This is a genomic window from Actinosynnema sp. CS-041913 (genome assembly GCF_050942485.1).
Taxonomy (GTDB): Bacteria; Actinomycetota; Actinomycetes; order Mycobacteriales; family Pseudonocardiaceae; genus Actinosynnema.
On sequence record NZ_CP192037.1, the window covers coordinates 4,517,483 to 4,535,378 of the forward strand.

The 17,896-nt window shown below is 71.4% G+C and carries 17 protein-coding genes; 12 read left to right on the forward strand and 5 right to left on the reverse strand.

What is annotated here, in order from left to right; translation table 11 throughout:
* Positions 1–38: 38 nt before the first annotated feature.
* On the forward strand, positions 39–1,001 hold the full coding sequence (locus tag ACQPZF_RS21030; protein WP_433274180.1) for a helix-turn-helix transcriptional regulator: 963 nt from the start codon (positions 39–41) through the stop codon (positions 999–1,001).
* Positions 1,002–1,067: 66 nt separating this feature from the next.
* Here the strand turns inward: ACQPZF_RS21030 and pip are convergent, their stop codons facing one another.
* Positions 1,068–2,015 carry a prolyl aminopeptidase gene (gene pip / locus ACQPZF_RS21035; RefSeq protein WP_433274182.1) on the reverse strand — a complete coding sequence of 316 codons (948 nt, stop codon included), beginning with the start codon at positions 2,013–2,015 and terminating at the stop codon, positions 1,068–1,070.
* A 43-nt stretch (positions 2,016–2,058) separates the two neighbouring features.
* Between pip and ACQPZF_RS21040 the strand changes: the two genes are divergently transcribed.
* Positions 2,059–2,535 carry a MarR family winged helix-turn-helix transcriptional regulator gene (locus tag ACQPZF_RS21040; protein WP_433274184.1) on the forward strand — a complete coding sequence of 159 codons (477 nt, stop codon included), beginning with the start codon at positions 2,059–2,061 and terminating at the stop codon, positions 2,533–2,535.
* On the opposite strand, the gene ACQPZF_RS21045 is transcribed toward ACQPZF_RS21040, so the two are convergent.
* Positions 2,523–3,464 (reverse strand): helix-turn-helix transcriptional regulator, encoded by a 942-nt coding sequence (locus tag ACQPZF_RS21045; RefSeq protein WP_433274185.1) that lies wholly within the window; start codon positions 3,462–3,464, stop codon positions 2,523–2,525. The two genes, ACQPZF_RS21040 and ACQPZF_RS21045, sit on opposite strands and share 13 nt — an antisense overlap.
* 93 nt (positions 3,465–3,557) lie before the next feature.
* Between ACQPZF_RS21045 and ACQPZF_RS21050 the strand changes: the two genes are divergently transcribed.
* Entirely contained in the window at positions 3,558–3,986 is a 429-nt protein-coding gene (locus ACQPZF_RS21050) for a VOC family protein (protein WP_433274187.1), read from the forward strand.
* 424 nt (positions 3,987–4,410) lie between these two features.
* On the opposite strand, the gene ACQPZF_RS21055 is transcribed toward ACQPZF_RS21050, so the two are convergent.
* Positions 4,411–4,722, reverse strand: coding sequence for a hypothetical protein (locus ACQPZF_RS21055; RefSeq protein WP_433274189.1), 312 nt, complete (start codon positions 4,720–4,722; stop codon positions 4,411–4,413).
* A 224-nt stretch (positions 4,723–4,946) separates the two neighbouring features.
* Here ACQPZF_RS21055 and ACQPZF_RS21060 point away from each other — a divergent pair, with 224 nt between their 5' ends.
* The 9 genes from ACQPZF_RS21060 to ACQPZF_RS21100 all read left to right on the forward strand — a co-directional run bounded on the left by ACQPZF_RS21060 (position 4,947) and on the right by ACQPZF_RS21100 (position 16,499).
* Positions 4,947–5,939, forward strand: a complete 993-nt coding sequence (locus ACQPZF_RS21060; protein WP_433274190.1) for a tyrosine-type recombinase/integrase — start codon at positions 4,947–4,949, stop codon at positions 5,937–5,939.
* Between the two features lie 144 nt (positions 5,940–6,083).
* Complete coding sequence (locus ACQPZF_RS21065) at positions 6,084–6,929, forward strand: SDR family oxidoreductase (RefSeq protein WP_433274192.1); 846 nt, start codon at positions 6,084–6,086, stop codon at positions 6,927–6,929.
* Between the two features lie 88 nt (positions 6,930–7,017).
* The gene (locus ACQPZF_RS21070; RefSeq protein ID WP_433274193.1) at positions 7,018–7,809 is read left to right on the forward strand and encodes a Ku protein; all 792 of its coding nucleotides are present in this window, start codon (positions 7,018–7,020) and stop codon (positions 7,807–7,809) included.
* Between the two features lie 123 nt (positions 7,810–7,932).
* Complete coding sequence (locus tag ACQPZF_RS21075) at positions 7,933–8,841, forward strand: Ku protein (protein ID WP_433274195.1); 909 nt, start codon at positions 7,933–7,935, stop codon at positions 8,839–8,841.
* 49 nt (positions 8,842–8,890) lie between these two features.
* The gene (ligD, locus tag ACQPZF_RS21080) at positions 8,891–10,354 is read left to right on the forward strand and encodes a non-homologous end-joining DNA ligase (protein WP_433274197.1); all 1,464 of its coding nucleotides are present in this window, start codon (positions 8,891–8,893) and stop codon (positions 10,352–10,354) included.
* Positions 10,347–11,252, forward strand: a complete 906-nt coding sequence (gene ligD, locus ACQPZF_RS21085; RefSeq protein ID WP_433274199.1) for a non-homologous end-joining DNA ligase — start codon at positions 10,347–10,349, stop codon at positions 11,250–11,252. Before ligD (ACQPZF_RS21080) ends, ligD (ACQPZF_RS21085) begins: the two co-directional genes overlap by 8 nt.
* Before the next feature lie 108 nt (positions 11,253–11,360).
* Complete coding sequence (locus tag ACQPZF_RS21090; RefSeq protein WP_433274201.1) at positions 11,361–11,867, forward strand: GrpB family protein; 507 nt, start codon at positions 11,361–11,363, stop codon at positions 11,865–11,867.
* A gap of 65 nt (positions 11,868–11,932) precedes the next feature.
* On the forward strand, positions 11,933–14,932 hold the full coding sequence (locus tag ACQPZF_RS21095; protein WP_433274202.1) for a BTAD domain-containing putative transcriptional regulator: 3,000 nt from the start codon (positions 11,933–11,935) through the stop codon (positions 14,930–14,932).
* A 31-nt stretch (positions 14,933–14,963) separates the two neighbouring features.
* Positions 14,964–16,499, forward strand: coding sequence for a DHA2 family efflux MFS transporter permease subunit (locus tag ACQPZF_RS21100; protein WP_433274204.1), 1,536 nt, complete (start codon positions 14,964–14,966; stop codon positions 16,497–16,499).
* Positions 16,500–16,595: 96 nt separating this feature from the next.
* Here the strand turns inward: ACQPZF_RS21100 and ACQPZF_RS21105 are convergent, their stop codons facing one another.
* Entirely contained in the window at positions 16,596–16,988 is a 393-nt protein-coding gene (locus tag ACQPZF_RS21105) for a PLAT/LH2 domain-containing protein (RefSeq protein ID WP_433274206.1), read from the reverse strand.
* A 239-nt stretch (positions 16,989–17,227) separates the two neighbouring features.
* Complete coding sequence (locus tag ACQPZF_RS21110) at positions 17,228–17,890, reverse strand: VOC family protein (RefSeq protein WP_433274208.1); 663 nt, start codon at positions 17,888–17,890, stop codon at positions 17,228–17,230.
* Positions 17,891–17,896 lie beyond the last annotated feature (6 nt).

Sequence of the window (17,896 nt, forward strand, 5' to 3'; positions counted from 1 at the left end):
GCCAGGTTCTGGCCTAGAGGCCGGGCAGAATTCCGGCCATGCTGGAAACCTCCGCCCGCCTCCTGCGGCTGCTCTCCCTCCTCCAGGCCCGCAAGGACTGGCCGGGCCCCGAACTCGCCGAACGCCTCGACGTCAGCCCTCGCACCGTGCGCCGCGACATCGACCGGCTGCGCGACCTCGGCTACCCCGTGCACGCCACCACCGGCACCTTCGGCGGCTACCGCCTCGGTGCCGGCGCCGCCCTCCCGCCGCTGCTGCTCGACGACGAGGAAGCCGTCGCCGTCGCGGTCGGCCTGCGCGTCGCCGGCACCGGCGCCGTCCGCGGCATCGAGGAGACCTCCCTGCGCGCCCTGGCGAAACTCGAACAGGTCCTGCCCGGCAGGCTGCGCCACCGCGTCAACGCCCTCCAGACCTACACCGTCCCCGTCCCGCACGACGACCCCGGACCCACCGTCGACCCCGCCGTCCTCACCACGCTCGTCGCCGCCTGCCGCGACCGGGAACGCCTGCGCTTCGACTACGCGGACCACACCGGCGCCGCCACCCTGCGCGCCGTCGAACCCCACCGCGTCGTCACCTGGGGCCGCCGCTGGTACCTCGTCGCCTACGACGTCGACCGGCAGGACTGGCGCACCTTCCGCGTCGACCGCCTCACCCCACGCACCCCGACCGGACCCCGCTTCACCCCGCGCGAACCACCCGACGACGCCGCCACCCACGTCGCCCGCGGCGTGTCCTCCGCCGCCTGGCGGCACCACGCCGACGTCGTCGTCCACGCACCCGCCGACACCGTCGCCGACCGCATCAACCCCGCCGTCGGCACCGTCGAAGCCCTCACCGACGACACCTGCCTGCTGCGCACCGGAGCCGACACCGTCAACTCCCTCGCCGTCCACCTCGGCCTGCTCGACCTCGACTTCCGCGTCACCGGACCACCCGAACTCGTCGACCGGCTGCGCACCCTGGCCGACCGCTACACCCGCGCCGTGCCCGACGCCTGACGCCCACGCCGACCCCCGGAGGACCGACCGCCGGGGGACCGACCCCGGGGGACCGGCGGCGGGGGATCAGCGGCGGTGCGCGAACCCGTCCGTCGCCGCCAGCACCGCCTCCGACATCCCCGGGTCCTGCGCACTGTGCGACGCCCCGTGCACCACCCGCAACTCGGCGTCCGGCCACGCCCGGTCCAGCTCCCACGCCGTGACCAGCGGACCCTGCAGATCCAGCCGACCGTGCACCAACACCGCCGGGATGCCGTGCAACCGGCCGATGTCACGCAACACCTGCCCGTCCTCCAGCCACCCGCGATGCCGGAAGTAGTGCGCCGTGATCCGCGCGAACGCCCGCCGCCACCGCGGATCCGACCACCGCGGCCCCGGCCGGTGATCAGGGTCCAACGACACGATCGACCCCTCCCAGGCACACCAGTCGTCCGCCGCCTTCGCCCGCACCGCCGGATCCGCATCGTTGAGCAACGCGTCGTAGGCCGCCACCAGGTCCACCGACCCCTCCGGCGCACCCGCCCGGAACCGGTGCCACTCCTCCGGGAACAACCGCCCCAACCCGTGGTAGAGCCAGTCGATCTCGTCGTGCCGCCCCGACGTGACAGCCACCATCACGATCTCCGTCACCCGCCGCGGGAACAGCTCCGCATAGTGCAGGCCCAACGTGCAGCCCCACGACCCGCCGAACACCATCCACCGCTCCACCCCCAGGTGCTCCCGCAGCCGCTCGACGTCCCGCACGAGGTGCGCCGTCGTGTTCACCGACAGGTCCGTGGCGTGGTCCGCCGCGTGCGGCGTGCTGCGACCCGACCCGCGCTGGTCGAACAGCACGATCCGGTACGCCTCCGGGTCGAACTGCCGGCGCATGCCGGGGGAGCAGCCCGTCCCCGGACCACCGTGCAGGCACACCACCGGCTTCCCGTCCGGGTTGCCGCACACCTCCCAGTACACGAGGTTCCCGTCGCCCACGTCCAGCATCCCGTGCTCGAACGGCTCGATCTCCGGATACACCGCACACCCCTCCCCGAAGCAACAGTGCTGTTACATTAGGGGAGTGGTCGACAACCCCACCACCGACTTCCTCGGCACCCGCCTGCGCCACCTCCTCGAACAACTCGACAACGGCATCACGCAGACCTACACCGACCTCGGCCTGCCCGGCTTCCGCCCCCGGTACACCCCGATCGTCCGACTCGTCGACACCCGCGGCCCCCAATCCATCCGCGACCTCGCCGACACCATCGGCATCACCCACTCCGCCGTCAGCCAGACCGTCAACACGATGCGCCGCGACGGCCTGGTCGACCTCCACCCCGGCACCGACGCCCGCCAACGCATCGTCCACCTCACCGACCACACCCGAACCCTGCTCCCCGTCCTCTACGCCGAATGGGACGCCACCAACGCCGCCACCCGCGAACTCGACGCCGAACTCCCACACCCCCTCACCGAACTCGTCGAACGAGCCCTCCAAGCAGTGGGGGACAGGCCCATGCGCGACCGCATCCGCACCCACCTTCACCCGCCGTAACGCGCCACCAGCTCCGCACCCAACCGCCCCAACTCCCGCCGCACACCCGCCGACCCCACCACCTCCGCCACCGCACCCCACCCGGCCAAGTGCTGCGCCACCATCAACGGAGTCGGCGCCGACACCCGCACCCACGCCCGCCCCTCCACCTCCCGCTCCACCACGCAATGCCGCCCGAACTGCGCCCGCAACACCGACACCAACCGCGCCGGCACCACCACCGTCGCCGACGCCACCGTCTGCCGCCCCTCCACCTCCTCCACCACCCGACCCCACGCCGCCGACAACTCGAACCCCTCCGGCCGCACCGCCTCCTCCCCGGTCACCTCCGCGTCCACCACCCGATCCACCCGGAACGTCCGCTGCCCCTCCGCCGTGCCCGCGACCAGGTACCAGACGTCCTCCTTCTCGACCAACCCCAACGGATCGACCACCCGCACCGACCGCTCACCCGACCACTTCGCGTACCCCAACCGCACCCGACGCCGCCGCACCACCGCACCCTGCAACAACTCCACCAACCCCGACCGCCCCTGACCCGACCGCCCCCACCGCGCCGGATCCACCACCACCGCGCCCGCCGCCGCCTCCGCGTCCGCCCGGAACGTCTCCGGCAACGCCCGCACCAACTTCCGCAACGCCGCCTTGGCCTCCGCCGACACCGCCGCCGCAGGCCCCACCAACAGGAACAACGCCTGCGCCTCCGACGCCGACAACCCCGACAGATCCGTCCGCGCCCGCCCCACCAACCGCCACCCGCCACCGCGCCCCGGCTGCGGATACACCGGAACCCCCGCCGCCGACAACGCCTCCAGGTCCCGCCGGGCCGTCGCCACCGACACCTCCAACTCCCCGGCCAACTCCGCGGCGGTCACCCGACCCCGCGCCTGCATCAACAACAAAGTGGCCACCAGACGGTCCGCACGCATGAACACCAGTCTCCCCGGAAAAGTGCTCAGAAGATGAGCACTTCACGGTCCAAGCTGAAGCACGAACAGCCGAACGGACCAAGGAGAACCACCATGCTGCGAGGCTTCACCACCGTCAGCTACTTCGCCGACGACCTCGACGCCGCCCGAGCCTGGTACACCGAACTGCTCGGCATCGAGCCCTACTACCACGTCCCCGGCGGCTACATCGAATTCCGCATCGGCGACTACCAGCACGAACTCGGCATCATCAACAGCGCCTACGCCCGCCACGACGTCAAGAACGGACCGGCCGGCCACGTCATCCACTGGGCCGTCGACGACCTCGACGCCACCCTCGAACGCCTCCAGGCCCTCGGCGCCCGACTCCACGAACCACCCACCGACCACGGCGGCAGCGGCTACATCACCGCCAGCGTCATCGACCCCTTCGGCAACATCCTCGGCGTCATGGCCAACCCGCACTACTTCGACACCCTCGCCAAGATCAAAGCCGGCGAGCACTTCACGACAGGGGAGTAGCGCCGAAGCCGGGCTTCTTCCGCCAGGGCGGGCGATCTCGGCGCTGGTTCGGCCAGTGGGAGCGGTCGGAACCTTCTACTTAACATAATGTCGATTATCGGCGTTACGTCCGGGCTGCCGACCAGGGGTGAAGAGACGCCGAGAAACGTCACGTGACGTTTCTCGGGTGGTGTGGCGGGATGGGGCGGCGACGCCGTTCCGACCGCCTCATCCCGCGATGTCGTCGTCTCGGGCTCGCGGACGTTCGGATCGACCGGAGGAAGCATCCAGGTGACGACAACGCGTGGAGACCCTCGTGTGGGCGACCGTGGAGCCATGCGGGTGCGGCATCCCCCGGCGGAGCGTCCGGCATGTCCGGGTTCCGGCCGAATCTCGGGCCGATCCCCGTCCGGGTCGGTACGAGATGGATAATCGGCATTATCCATCACATGTTGAATTGCCCGTGGCCGAGTGGACCCCTTCGACCGCCGCCGCCGTCCGGTCGTTGACTCCCCTGAACATGCTTGCGCAGGAAACGTGCTTCCGCCTCGGCCGGCGCGAGTTCGGCGGCGCGTCGATAGGCGTCGTCGGCCGTGTCGAGTCGTCCGAGCCGTTGCAGCATCGAGGCGCCGGCGGCGTCCATCTCCTCCTCCAGCGCCATCGCCCGGGCCATGAAGGACTGCATCTCCTGCGGTGTCTGCGGCGTCCCGTCGACCGCGCCTTCCACCTCGTACACCGAAAGCAGGTACTGGTTCATCCGCACTCCTCGTCTCGCCGCGGGCACGTCCCGCTCCACCCTGCTGACGAACGGGAGAGCCCGATCAGGACACCGCATCGAAGACTGCCATGCGGAGAGCCGGCGCGCCGGGGTCGGCCGACCCCGGGCGGCGTGCCGACTTCCGACCGGAAGATCCTGAGTACTACGGGGACTCCCCTCCCCTCGACACCCTTGATCAACATCTCGCCGGTTTTGTCGGGGGTGTGCGGTATGAAGATCCAATGCGTGTTCTCGCGGCTCAGGAGTCGTTCTTCCTCGCTCGTCGCCCGCGGAAGGACTCCCCCCACACCACGGCTGCCTACCGGCGTGATCTGGCGGGTATCACGGCGTTGCTCGCCGAGGTGTGCTCCACTCCCCCGGCGGAACTGCTGATCGCGCACCTCACGGCCGGCAACCTGCGGGCGGCGTTCGGGGTGTTCGCCGATTCGCACGCGAAGAGCTCGGTGTTGCGGGCCTGGTCGACGTGGAACCAGTTCCTGACCTTCTGCGTGGCGGAGGACCTGGTGCCGGGCAATCCGATGGGCGCGGTGGCGCGGCCGAAGACCCCTCCCCTGGTGCCGAAGCCGTTGCGGGGTGAGGACACGCCGGAGCGGTTGCTGGCGGCGGCTGCGGAGGGGGCTCGCAAGGGGCGTGATCCGTGGCCGGAGCGGGATGTGCTGGTGATCGCGTTGGGGTTGGTGGCCGGGTTGCGGTCGGCGGAGATGCGGACGTTGACGTTGGCTTCGGTGGTGGGGCGGCCGGGTGAGCGGCGGCTGCACGTGGCGGGCAAGGGGAACCGGGATCGGTCGGTGCCGATCGAGCCGGCGATGGACCGGATCATCGAGCAGTACCTGCTGTCGTGCCGGGCGCGGTTCCCGCAGGGGCGGTTCGACCGGGGGTCGGCGTTGTTGCGTGACCGGCACGGTGAGCCGATCGGGCGGGGTGGGTTGGAGTACCTGGTGCGGTCGTGTTTCCGGTGGGCGGGGTTGCACGATCGGGTGCCGTCGGGGGCGAATCTGCATGCGTTGCGGCACACGTTCGCCACGCGGTTGGCGGAGGACGGGGCGTCGGCGTCGGAGATCATGGCGTTGTTGGGGCACGCGTCGTTGGCGACGTCGCAGAACTACATCGAGGCGACGGCGCGGGAGCGGCGGGCGGCGGTGGCGTCGAGTCGGACGTATGTGTCGTTGGCCCGGTTGCCGGAGCGGGAGGAGTAGGGGGCCCGGGGTGTCGGTGTTCTCCGGGGGTGGCCGTGCCGGGAGGCGGCCTGGCGGCCGTGGGCTTAACGTCGCACTCGGGCGGCGCGCGGTTCATCGACGCGGGCTGGGAACAGGCCGTTGACACGGGAGAGGCGTGGTGACGTGGCAGGACCGATTCTCATCACGGGCGCGGGCAGTGGTTTCGGCAAGGAGGTGGCGTTGCGGCTCGCCGCGGCCGGGCACGAGGTGATCGCGGGTGTGGAGATCATCGCCCAGGTCAGTGTGGTCCGTGCGGAGGCGCGGGAGCGGGGTGTGGAGTTGCGGGTCGAGAAGCTGGATGTCACCGACCCGGGTGATCGGGAGAATGCCCGGGGCTGGGATGTCGGGGTGCTGCTCAACAATGCGGGGGTGTCGGAGGGTGGTGCGGTCGTCGACCTTCCCGAGGAGCGGTTGCGTCGCCAGTTCGAGGTGAACGTGTTCGGGCCGATTCTGCTCACGCAGGGCATCGCGCGCGGGATGGTGGCGCGCCGCGGTGGGCGGATCGTGTTCATGTCGTCGGTGGCCGGTCTGACGGTGGATCCGTTCACGGGTGCGTACGCGGGGTCGAAGCACGCGGTGGAGGCGTTCGCGGATGCTTTGGACCAGGAGTTGGCGGAGTTCGGTGTCACGGTTGCGACGATCAATCCGGGTCCGTTCCTGACGGGTTTCAACGACACCATGTTCGAGACGTGGAAGGAGTGGCGCGACGATCCCGCCGGTCGTCTGTTCGACTACGCCGAGTTGGCCTTCCCGCACGAGCAGTACGATCCCGAGCCGGTTTACGAGCGGACCGTGCAGGTCCTTCTCGGCGAGGACCGCCGTTACCGGCATCTGCTGCCGACCGGGTTGGAGACGCAGGCCCGGGAGCAGGTCGACGCCCAGTGGGACCGGCGGCTCAACGACGGCCGCCGTCACGAGCAGGTGCAGAAGGCGTACGACATGAGTCCCGGCACGCCGGTCCGGTCCTGAGGTCCGGTGTGGCGTCGCTCCCCCGGCCGGGTTGGTCTGTCCGGGTGACTTCGGTGTGTGGTTGTTCGCACGGGTGTACGCATGGGGTATGAGGGCGGTGTGGCGGGGTTCGGTGTCGTTCGGGCTGGTGACGTTTCCGGTGCGGTTGTTCTCGGCGACGCGGGAGCACGGGTTCCGGTTCCACCAGGTGCATCGGGCCGATGGTGGGCGGATCCGGCATCGGCGGGTGTGCGAGGTGTGCGGCGGGGAGGTGGCGTTGGCCGATGTGGTCAAGGGCCACGAGTTGGCGGACGGGCGGCTGGTGTTGTTCGAGGCGGAGGACTTCGACGGGCTGCCGGTGATGTCGGGTCGCACGATCGAGGTGGTGCAGTTCGCGCAGGCGGACCAGGTGGATCCGATCCTGTTCGACCGGTCGTTCTACCTGGAGCCGGAGCGGTCGGCGGTGGTGTCGTACAGCTTGTTGCGGGATGCGTTGGAGCGGGCGTGGCGGGTTGCGGTGGTGCGGGTGGCGATTCGCCGGCGGGAGACGTTGGCGGTGGTCCGGCCGCGTGGTCGGGTGTTGGTGTTGCAGACGTTGTTGTGGCCGGATGAGGTGCGGGAGCCGGAGTTCGGGTTCCTGGACGCGGTGGTGGAGCCCCGGTTGCCGGAGGTGCGGGTGGCGACGTCGTTGGTGAATTCGATGACGGCGGAGTTCGATCCTGCGGTGTTCTCGGATGCGTATCGGGATGCGTTGGCGGGGTTGATCGAGGCGAAGGCGGCGGGGGCGGAGATCCCGGTGTCGCGGGCGCCGGAGGAGACCGGTGGCGGGTTGGACCTGATGACGGCGTTGCGGCGGAGTCTGGAGCGGGTGCGGTCGTCGCGGTCGTCGCGGGAGGAGTAGGGCGTCCTTCGGCGTGTGGTGGCTGCCGCGTGGTGGTGCCGGGGCTGTCGCCGGCGGACTTCGGTTCGTCCGTTCGGGTGACGTGCTAGTGCGGAAACCGCAGTCGACGGGTACTCACGTGGAATGAGGTCCGTGTGGCGCGGGGCGATCTCCTTCGGGCTGGTCACGATCGGTGTCCGGTTGTATACGGCCACGGAGGAGCACGATTTCCGGTTCCATCAGGTGCACCGGGAGGACGGGGGGCGCATCCGGTACAAGCGGGTGTGTCAGGTGTGCGGTGAGGAGGTGGCGTTCGCCGACATCGCCAAGGGCTATGAGCTGGACGACGGTCGGATGGTGGTGGTGGACGCCGAGGACCTGGAGAAGTTGCCGATCAACACCGATCACGCGATCGACGTGTTGGAGTTCGTGCCGGCGGAGGAGATCGATCCGATCTACTTCCAGAAGTCGTACTACCTGGAGCCGGACAAGGCGGCGGCCCGGCCGTACGTGTTGTTGCGGACGGCGTTGGAGAAGTCGGGTCAGTTGGCGGTCGTGAAGATCACCATCCGGCAGCGGGAGACGTTGGCGATGTTGCGGGCCCGTGAGGACCTGTTGGTGATGCACACGATGTTGTGGCCGGACGAGGTGCGCAAGCCGGAGTTCGACTTCCTGGACGGTGACATCGAGGTCCGTCCGCAGGAGTTGAAGATGGCGTCGTCGTTGGTGGAGAGCATGGCGGGGTCGTTCGATCCCGACGAGTTCACCGACGAGTACACCGTGGCGATGCAGAGGTTGATCGAGGCGAAGGCGGAGGGTGCGGAGCTGCCGGAGCAGCCGGAGGCGGAGGAGTCCGGCGAGGTGATCGATCTGATGACGGCGTTGGAGCGGAGTGTGGAGCAGGCCCGGTCGTCGCGGGGTGAGCGGAAGCCGGCGAAGAAGCCCGCGTCGCGTTCCGGGTCCGCGGCGAAGTCGGGTGGGAAGGCGTCGGAGAAGGGCGCCGACAAGGCTGCGGAGAAGGCGCCGGCGAAGAAGAAGGCGAAGCCTGCCTGAGTCGTCGGGTGTCCGGGTGGTGGGCTGCCCGAGTGGGTGGGGGGCGTGGATGGGCGGGGATCTTTCGGAGTACCGGCGGAAGCGGGATGCGGGGCGGACGCCGGAGCCGGTGCCTGTGGGTGACGCGCTCCCCCGTGGTGATGACGACACGTTCGTGATCCAGGAGCACCACGCGTCGCGGCTGCACTGGGATGTGCGGTTGGAGCGGGGTGGGGTGTTGGTGTCGTGGGCGGTGCCGAAGGGGTTGCCCGCGGAGCCGGGGACGATCCGGTTGGCGGTGCGCACCGAGGATCATCCGGTCGAGTACGCGTCGTTCGAGGGTGTGATCCCGAAGGGCGAGTACGGCGCGGGTGAGATGTTCATCTGGGATCGGGGGCGGTACGAGACGGTGAAGTGGAGTGACCGCGAGGTGGACGTGGTGCTGCACGGGTCTCGGGTGGAGGGCGAGTTCGTGTTCTTCCGGCGGGCGGCGTCGGGTTCGGGGGGTGGGGACGGGGGCGGCAAGGACTGGATGGTGCGGCGGCGGCACGAGGCGGTGCGGCCGGACTGGGTGCCGTTGCCGGAGTCGGTGGCGCCGATGTTGGCGACGGCGTCGTCGGTGTTGCCGGAGCGGGGTGGGGAGTTCGCGTTCGAGTTCAAGTGGGACGGGGTGCGGGCGGTGGCCCGGGTGGAGGGCGGTCGGGTGCGGTTGGTGTCGCGGGCGGGCAATGACGTGACGGCGACGTATCCGGAGTTGCAGGGGTTGGGTGAGGCGTTGGGGTCGACCCAGGTGTTGTTGGACGGGGAGATCGTGGCGTTGTCGGGTGGGCGGCCGAGTTTCGGGGCGTTGCAGCAGCGGATGCACGCGGGTGGGGCGCAGGCGCGGCGGTTGGCGGCCCGGTCGCCGGTGACGTTCCTGGTGTTCGACGTGTTGCACCTGGACGGGTCGTCGACGTTGGGGTTGCCGTATTCGCGGCGGCGTGAGCTGTTGGAGGGGTTGGGGATCGCGGGGCCGCATTGGGTGACGCCGCGGGCGTATCCGGGTGCGGGGGCGGAGGTGTTGGCGGCGAGTCGGGAGCAGGGGTTGGAGGGGGTGGTGGCGAAGCGGCTGGATTCCCGGTACACGCCGGGGGTGCGGTCGCCGTGGTGGTTGAAGATCACCGAGGTGGTGGCGCAGGAGGTGGTGATCGGGGGGTGGCGGCCGGGCGGGGGCAGGCGGGCGGGGGTGGTGGGGTCGTTGTTGTTGGGGATTCCGGACGGGGGTGGTCTGGGGTTCGTGGGGTCGGTGGGCACGGGGTTCGGCGAGGCGGAGTTGCGGGGGTTGACGGAGCGGTTGCGGGCGTTGGAGACGTCGCGGTCGCCGTTCGTGTCGGAGGTGCCGCGGGAGCGGGCGCGGGGTGCGCGGTGGGTGCGTCCGGAGTTGGTGGGCGAGGTGGTGTACCGGCAGTGGACGGCGGACGGGCGGTTGCGGTTTCCGACGTGGCGGGGGTTGCGGCCGGACAAGTCGCCCGGGGAGGTGCGGCGGCTTGGGTGACGGGACGGTGGTGCGGGTCGGCGAGCGGCGGTTGAAGCTGACGAACCTGGAGAAGGTGCTGTACCCGGAGGTGGGGTTCACCAAGGCGGAGGTGATCGACTACTACACGCGGATCGCGCCGGTGCTGCTGCCCCACGTGGCGGGTCGGCCGATGACGGTGCGGCGGTTCCCGAACGGGGTGGAGGGGCAGTCGTTCTTCGAGAAGAACGTGCCGTCGCACGCGCCGGAGTGGGTGCGGACGGTGCGGATCGACACGCCGGGGTCGTCGCGGGGCGCGGAGTTCGCGGAGTTCGTGGTGGTGGACGAGCTGGCGACGTTGGTGTGGCTGGCGAACCTGGCGGCGTTGGAGTTGCACGTCCCGCAGTGGGGGGTGGGGGCGCGGGGTGCGCGGCACTCCCCCGACCTGGTGGTGTTCGACCTGGATCCGGGTGCGCCGGCGACGGTGGTGGAGTGCTGTCGGGTGGCGGAGCGGTTGCGGGCGGTGTTGGTCGCGGACGGGTTGTCGCCGGTGGTGAAGACGAGCGGGTCGAAGGGGCTGCAGGTGTACGCGGCGGTGCGGGTGTCGTCCCCCGATCGGCCGTCGGCGTATGCGAAGGGGTTGGCGCAGCGGTTGGCGCGGGAGTCGCCGGGCGAGGTGGTGTGGTCGATGGCGAAGGCGCAGCGCACGGGGAAGGTGCTGATCGACTGGTCGCAGAACAACCCGGCGAAGACGACGGTGGCGCCGTATTCGTTGCGGGCGCGGTCGTTGCCGTCGGTGTCGACTCCGGTGACGTGGGACGAGGTGGCGGCGTGCCGGGTGCCGGAGGACCTGGTGTTCGTGGCGGACGAGGTGCGGGAGCGGGTGGGTCGGGTGGGTGACCTGTTCGCGGTGGAAAACGCCTCGCCGTTGCCGGGGTGACCGGCTTATCCTGGCCGACTGCCTATCGGAGGGGTGGTCATGGAGGCTTCGGGTGCTTCGCCCGGTCCACGTGGGTTGTCCGGGGAGCGGCCGGCGAGGTCGGGTCGGGTGAGGTTGGTGGAGTACGACCCGGCGTGGCCGGGGTTGTTCTCGCGGGAGGCGGCGCGGGTCCGGGCGGCGCTGGGTGGTGCGGTGGTGGCGTTGGAGCACGTGGGCTCGACGTCGGTGCCGGGGTTGGCGGCGAAGCCGATCGTGGACGTGCTGCTGGTGGTGGCGGATTCCGCGGACGAGCCGTCGTACGTGCCGGCGTTGGAGGCCGCGGGGTATGTGTTGCGGCTGCGTGAGCCGCGGTGGCACGAGCACCGGTTGTTCAAGGGGCCGGACACGGATGTCAACCTGCATGTGCACACGGTCGGTGATCCCGAGATCATCCGGATGGTGACGTTCCGGGACTGGTTGCGGGGCCATGACGCGGATCGGGTGTTGTACGAGTCGGTGAAGCGGGGGTTGGCGGCTCGGGAGTGGGCGTCCGTGCAGGACTACGCGGACGCGAAGGATTCCGTGGTGGACGAGATCCTGGCGCGGGCCGCGCCTGACGGGCCTCGGCGGGGATAGGTTGGTGTTCTTCGTTCTTGGGAATCGGGCCTGGTCCGGTGCTCGGTGGGGAACAATCCTGCCGCGTGAGGTTCGGTGTGCTGGGTCCGATGGTGGTGCGGCGGGCCGACGGGGCGGAGGTTCCGGTCGGTGGGCCGCGGCTGAGGGCGTTGTTGGCGGTGTTGTTGGTGGATGCCGGCCGGGTGGTGGGGGTGGATCGCCTGGTCGACGCCTTGTACGGGTCTTCGCCGCCGGTGGGGGTGGCCAACGCGGTGCAGTCGCAGGTGTCGCGGTTGCGGGCGTTGTTGGACGTCGAGGTCGAGCGGTCCGCGGCCGGGTACCGGTTGGTGGTGGACCGGTCCGAGGTCGACGCGTTGCTGTTCGAGGACCTGGTGGCGCGGGGGTTGCCCGGGGACGCGTTGGCGTTGTGGCGTGGGCCGGCGTTGCGGGATGTGGGTGACGCACCGTTCGCCGGGGTGGTGGCCGCGCGGTGGGAGGAGCTGCGGCTGCGGGCGGTGGAGGACCACGACGTGGTGTCGGTGGGTGTGTTGCGGGAGTTGGTGGCCGAGTTCCCGTTGCGGGAGCGGCTGGTCGCCCGGTTGATGCGCGGTCTGCACCGGGAGGGGCGGCAGGCGGAGGCGTTGGCGTTGTTCGAGCGGACGCGGCTGGTGTTGGCCGAGGAGTTGGGGTCGGACCCCTCCCCCGCGTTGGCCGCCGCGCACCTGGAGGTGGTGCGGGGTGAGCGGTCGCCCGGTCGGCACGTGCTGCCCGCCCAGTTGACGAGTTTCGTGGGTCGTGCCGAGGAGGTGCGGCTGGTCGGCGCGGCGTTGTCGGTGTCCCGGCTGGTGACGTTGTTGGGGCCGGGCGGGGCGGGGAAGACGCGGTTGGCGGTGGAGGTCGCCGCGTTGGACCCGGGTGATGTGTTCTTCGTCGACCTGGCGCCGTTGGGTGCGGGCGCGGATGTGCCGCAGGCGGTGTTGACGGTGTTGGGGTTGCGGGAGGACCGGGTCCGGGTGGGGTCGTCGCCGGTGGAGCGGCTGGTGGCGGCGTTGGCGGACCGGCCGGTGTTGTTGGTGTTGGACAACTGCGAGCACGTCGTGGAGGACGCGGCGGTGTTGGCGGGTGCGTTGTTGTCGGCGTGTCCGGGGTTGCGGGTGTTGGCGACGAGTCGGGAGGCGTTGGGGGTCACCGGGGAGACGGTGCGGCCGGTGCCTCCGCTGGCGGTGGACGACCTGGACTCCCCCGCGGTGCGGTTGTTCGCCGATCGCGCGGTGGCGGTGAACCCGTCGTTCGTGCTGGACGGGGTGTCGGGGCCGGCGGTGGTGGAGATCTGCCGGGCGTTGGACGGGATGCCGTTGGCGATCGAGTTGGCGGCGGCGCGGGTGCGGTCGTTGCCGGTGGCCGAGGTGGCGGCGCGGTTGGGTGACCGGTTCCGGTTGTTGTCGCGGGGGTCGCGGGCGGCGGCTCCGCGGCATCGGACGCTGCACGCGGTGGTGGAGTGGAGCTGGGATCTGCTGGACGCCGACGAGCGGGCGTTGGCGCGGCGGTTGACGGTGTTCACCGACGGCACGACGTTGGAGTCGGCGGCGGCGGTGTGCGGGGTGCCGGGCACGGACGAGCTGCTGCCGTCGCTGGTGGACAAGTCGCTGGTGGAGGTGTCGGGGCAGCGGTACCGGATGTTGGACACGATCCGGGCGTTCTGCGCGGAGCGGCTGGTGGAGGCGGGTGAGCGGGACCGGTTCCGGCGGGCGCACGCCGAGTGGTTCCTGCGGGTGGTGCAGGAGGCGTCGCCGCACCTGCTGCGTGGTGAGCAGTTGGTGTGGCTGGGGCGGTTGTCGGCGGAGCACGGGAACTTCAAGGCGGCGGTCCGCTGGGCGGCGGGTGGCGACCACGGGTTGGCGTTGCGGCTGATGGCGGAGCTGGGCTGGTACTTCTGGGTGTTGGGGTTGCGCACGGAGGGCGCGGCGTTGGCCGACGAGGTGGTGCGGGCGGTGGGGCCGGCGGCGCCGGAGGGGTTCGCCGAGGAGTACCTGTTGTGCGCGTTGGGCGCGACGTCGACGGGGACGCGGGAGCCGTTGCCGGGTGCGCCGTCGGCGAAGCACGAGCTGCCGGAGGAGTTCGCGGGTCCGCCGACGCGGCCGTTCCTGACGATGCTGTGGGGCATGGCCTACGGGGTGCCGGACGTGGCGGCCCCGTCGTTGACGGCGCGGGGCAACCTGATCGGGCCGGATCCGTGGTCGCAGGCGTTGGCGTTGCTGGGGTTGGGGATGCAGTACCAGTACGCGGGCCGGTTGCCCGACGCGCGGACGGCGCACCTGGGGGCGTTGGCGGGGTTCCGGGCGTTGGGTGAGCGGTGGGGCATGTCGGTGGTGCTGGCGCAGTTGGCGGAGCTGGCGCGGGCCGACGGGGACCTGGGCGGGGCGGTGGTGTTCCTGGACGAGGCGCTGGAGTTGTCGGCGGCGTTCGGGGCGACCGAGCACACGGCGGGCATGGTGGCGCAGCGCGCGGAGTGGGCGTGCCACCGGGGCGAGTTCGACTCGGCGTGGGCGGATCTGGAGCGGGCGGCGGAGTTGGCGCGGTCGCAGGGCGCGGTGGAGACGTTGGCGCAGGTGCGGCTGGGCATGGCGGAGGTGTGCCGGCGCCGGGGTGACCTGGCGGGGGCGCGCCGCTGGTGCGAGGAGGCGCTGCGGATGTGCCCGACGGGCTGGTTCGGGCCGGAGGAGACGCGGTCGCTGATCCACATCGCGGTGGGGCGGACCGCGTTGGCCGAGGGTGACGCGGCGCGGGCGCGGGCGGCGTTCGGGTGGGCGTTGGAGTCGGCGGTGGAGTGGGGCAACGCGATGATCGTGGCGCGGGTCGCGGACGCGCGGGCCGGGCTGGCGCTGGCGTCGGGTGACGCGGCGGGCACGGCCCTGCTGCTGGGCGCGGCACGCGGGTTGCGCGGCACGGTGGCGGTGGTCGACCCGGACGTGCTGGGGACCGAGCGGGCGGCGCGGGCCGCGCTGGGTGACGTGGTGTTCGACGCGGAGGCGGCGCGGGGCGCGGGCCTGGGTCGGGACGGGGTGTTGTCAGCGCTTTGTGCGTGACCGGTGCGCGGTGGGTCCGACACTGCCGCGCATGAGGACGAACACCCCCAAATGGGGCACCCTGGTGTTGGCGTGCCTGGCGATGCTGGTGTTGGCGATCGACCTGACGGTGCTGCACCTGGCGGTGCCCGCGCTGATCGCCGACCTGGGTCCGTCGGCGACGCAGGTGCTGTGGATCGCCGACGTCTACGGCTTCGCGCTGGCGGGGCTGCTGGTGACGATGGGCAACGTGGGCGACCGGTGGGGCCGCAAGCGGCTGCTGCTGGTGGGTGCGGCGGCGTTCGGTGTCGCGTCGGTGGCCACGGCGTACGCGCCGACGCCGGAGCTGCTGATCGCGGCGCGGGCGCTGCTGGGGGTGGCGGGGGCGACGATCATGCCGTCGACGCTGTCGATCATCCGCAACGTGTTCACCGACCCGCGGGAGCGCACGGCGGCGGTGGGTCTGTGGAGCGGGGTGGGCGCGGCCGGGTTCGCGGTGGGGCCGGTCGTGGCGGGTGTGCTGCTGGACCACTTCTGGTGGGGCTCGGTGTTCCTGGTCAACGTGCCGGTGGTGGCGGTGGTCGTGGGCCTGGGCGCGGTGGTGCTGCCGGAGTCCCGCAACCCCCGCCCCGGCCGGGTGGACCCGCTGTCGGTGGTGTTGTCGGTGGTGGGTGTGGTGGCGGTGGTCTACGCGATCAAGGAGGCCGCGCACAGCGGGGCCGGCCGGGTCGACGTGCTCGCCGCGGCCGTGGTGGGTGTAGTGGTGCTGGTGGTGTTCGCGCGGCGGCAGACGGGGCTGGACGAGCCGTTGATCGACGTGCGGCTGTTCAAGGCCCGCGCGTTCTCGGCGTCGGTGGGCGCGACGCTGGTGGCGATGTTCGCCAGTCTGTCGCTGTCGCTGATCCTGGCGCAGTACCTGCAGCAGGTGTTGGGGTGGACGCCGTTGCAGGCCGGGCTGGGGAGCCTGCCGGGCGGGGTGTTCGGCGCGGTGGGCGGTGTCCTGGCGGGGGCGCTGGTGCAGCGGTGGGGCCGGGCGGCGGTCGTGGCGTGCGGGCTGGGGCTGACGGCGGCCGGGTTCGCGTTGTTCGCCGCAACGCTGGCGGTGGACGCGTCGTTCTGGTCGATGCTGCCCGCGATGGTCGTCTACGGCACCGGGGTGGGGTTCGCGTTCGCCGTCACCAACGACACCGTGCTGGCGTCCGTGCCGCGGGAGCGGGCGGGTGCGGCGGCGTCGATCTCGGAGACCGCGACCGAGATCGGCGGTGCGTTGGGGATCGCCGTGCTGGGCAGCGTGCTCGGGGCGGTGTACCGGGGTGACGTGGTGCTGCCCGCCGGGGTGGACGCGGCGGCGGGCGACTCGCTGGGCGCGACGCTGCACGCGGCGGCGTCGCTGCCGGCGGAGGTGGCGGGGCCGCTGGTGGTGGCGGCGCGGCAGGCCTACGTGGACGGCGCGGTGACCGGGCTGTGGGTGTGCGCGGGTCTGCTGGTGGTGTTGGCGGCGTTCGCGGGCCGGGCGCTGCGGTCGGTGCCGAAGGTCATCGACGACACCGCTTTCGACACCGCCGACACCGGTCCGGCGCGTTCCTGAGGACGATCAGGGCCTGCGGGAAGGGCAGGGACACGCTCGGCGTGATCACCGGACATGAAGGGCGACCACGCCGAGCGGTCCTTGATCCGGTCCTGGTCAGGCGGTGAGGAGCCGGAGCGGGTTGCTCTTGGTGATTTTCGTGGTGAGCCAGTTGTGGAACGGATGGGTTGTCGTGCCGTGTGGCCCGGTGATGACGACTTCCTCCAGGCACCAGTGCGGGCTGTCGCCGGCGTTGTCGAATGTCAGGTCGATCGCGATGACCGGACCGACGTCCTGCAGGGTTTTGGAATACGTGTCGAATCGTCCTTGCTCGCGGTCGTCTCCGCTGTGGTTGAGCACGATCCATTCGGTCAGGCCGCCGGCGCCGGCGAGCCGGGCCTCGACATTGGCGTCGGTGCCGGCGTTCGGGACGTCGCACGTCTTGGTGGTGATCGCGTAACCCGCCGGTACGGCTTGCGCCGTGACTGCTCCGGCGATGACGGCGAGCACCGCGGCGAGACCGCATACGATCGCGCGTACGGCACATCTCATGTCGCTTCCTCTTTCTCCGAGGGTTGCTCCGGAATGTCTCCGGCGTGGCGCCGACCCTCGCATCGCGACCTGAAACGGTGCCGACCCGCGTCTGATGCGGCCCTGAATCCCTTGTCGGAGATTCCCCTGTCGAAGATCCTGCCCGGAATGCGCCCGGACGATCACAGGGCGGCGTCCCGACAGGGCGGGCGGCACGGTCAGGGCGCGGCCGGCTGGGTGGACCAGGTGCCGCCCCAGCCGGGCGGGTCCTGGAGCACGGCGAACACCGCGCCCGCCGGGTCGGCGATCGACGCCACCAGCCCGGTGGGCACCTCGGTCGGCGGCACCAGCACCTCCCCGCCGGTCTCGGCGGCCAGCGCGGCGGTCTTCGCGGTGTCCGGCACGGCGAAGTAGCACGTCCACCGCTGCCGCTCCCCCACCAGCCGCCCCGCCACGGCCCGGGGCTGCTCGCCGGGCGTGTCATAGAGGGTGAACCGCTCGTCGGGGGTGCGGGCCTCCCAGCCCAGCTCACCGGTCCAGTAGCCGTCGTCGGCGGCGCCCGTGAACTCCACCCAGCACGGCTCCCCCGCGCGTGGTCCGGGCGCCCACGGGCCGTGCAGCACGCGCCCCTGGTCGACCGACGCCCCCGCGCGCAGCCCTCGCGGGCCGGCACCGGCGAACACCACCCGGTACCCGTCCTCGCCGGGGTGGACGCGGGCCGCGAGGCGGTCGCCGACCCAGCCGGTGAACGCGCCGTCGGGCTCGGCGAGGACCACCCAGCCCAGCAGGTGGGCGTAGAAGTCGGCGATCGGCTCGGGATCGGCGGTGGCCAGCTCGATGCGACGCACACCGCGCGCGGGACTGGCGGAAGGACCGGACACGGGTCG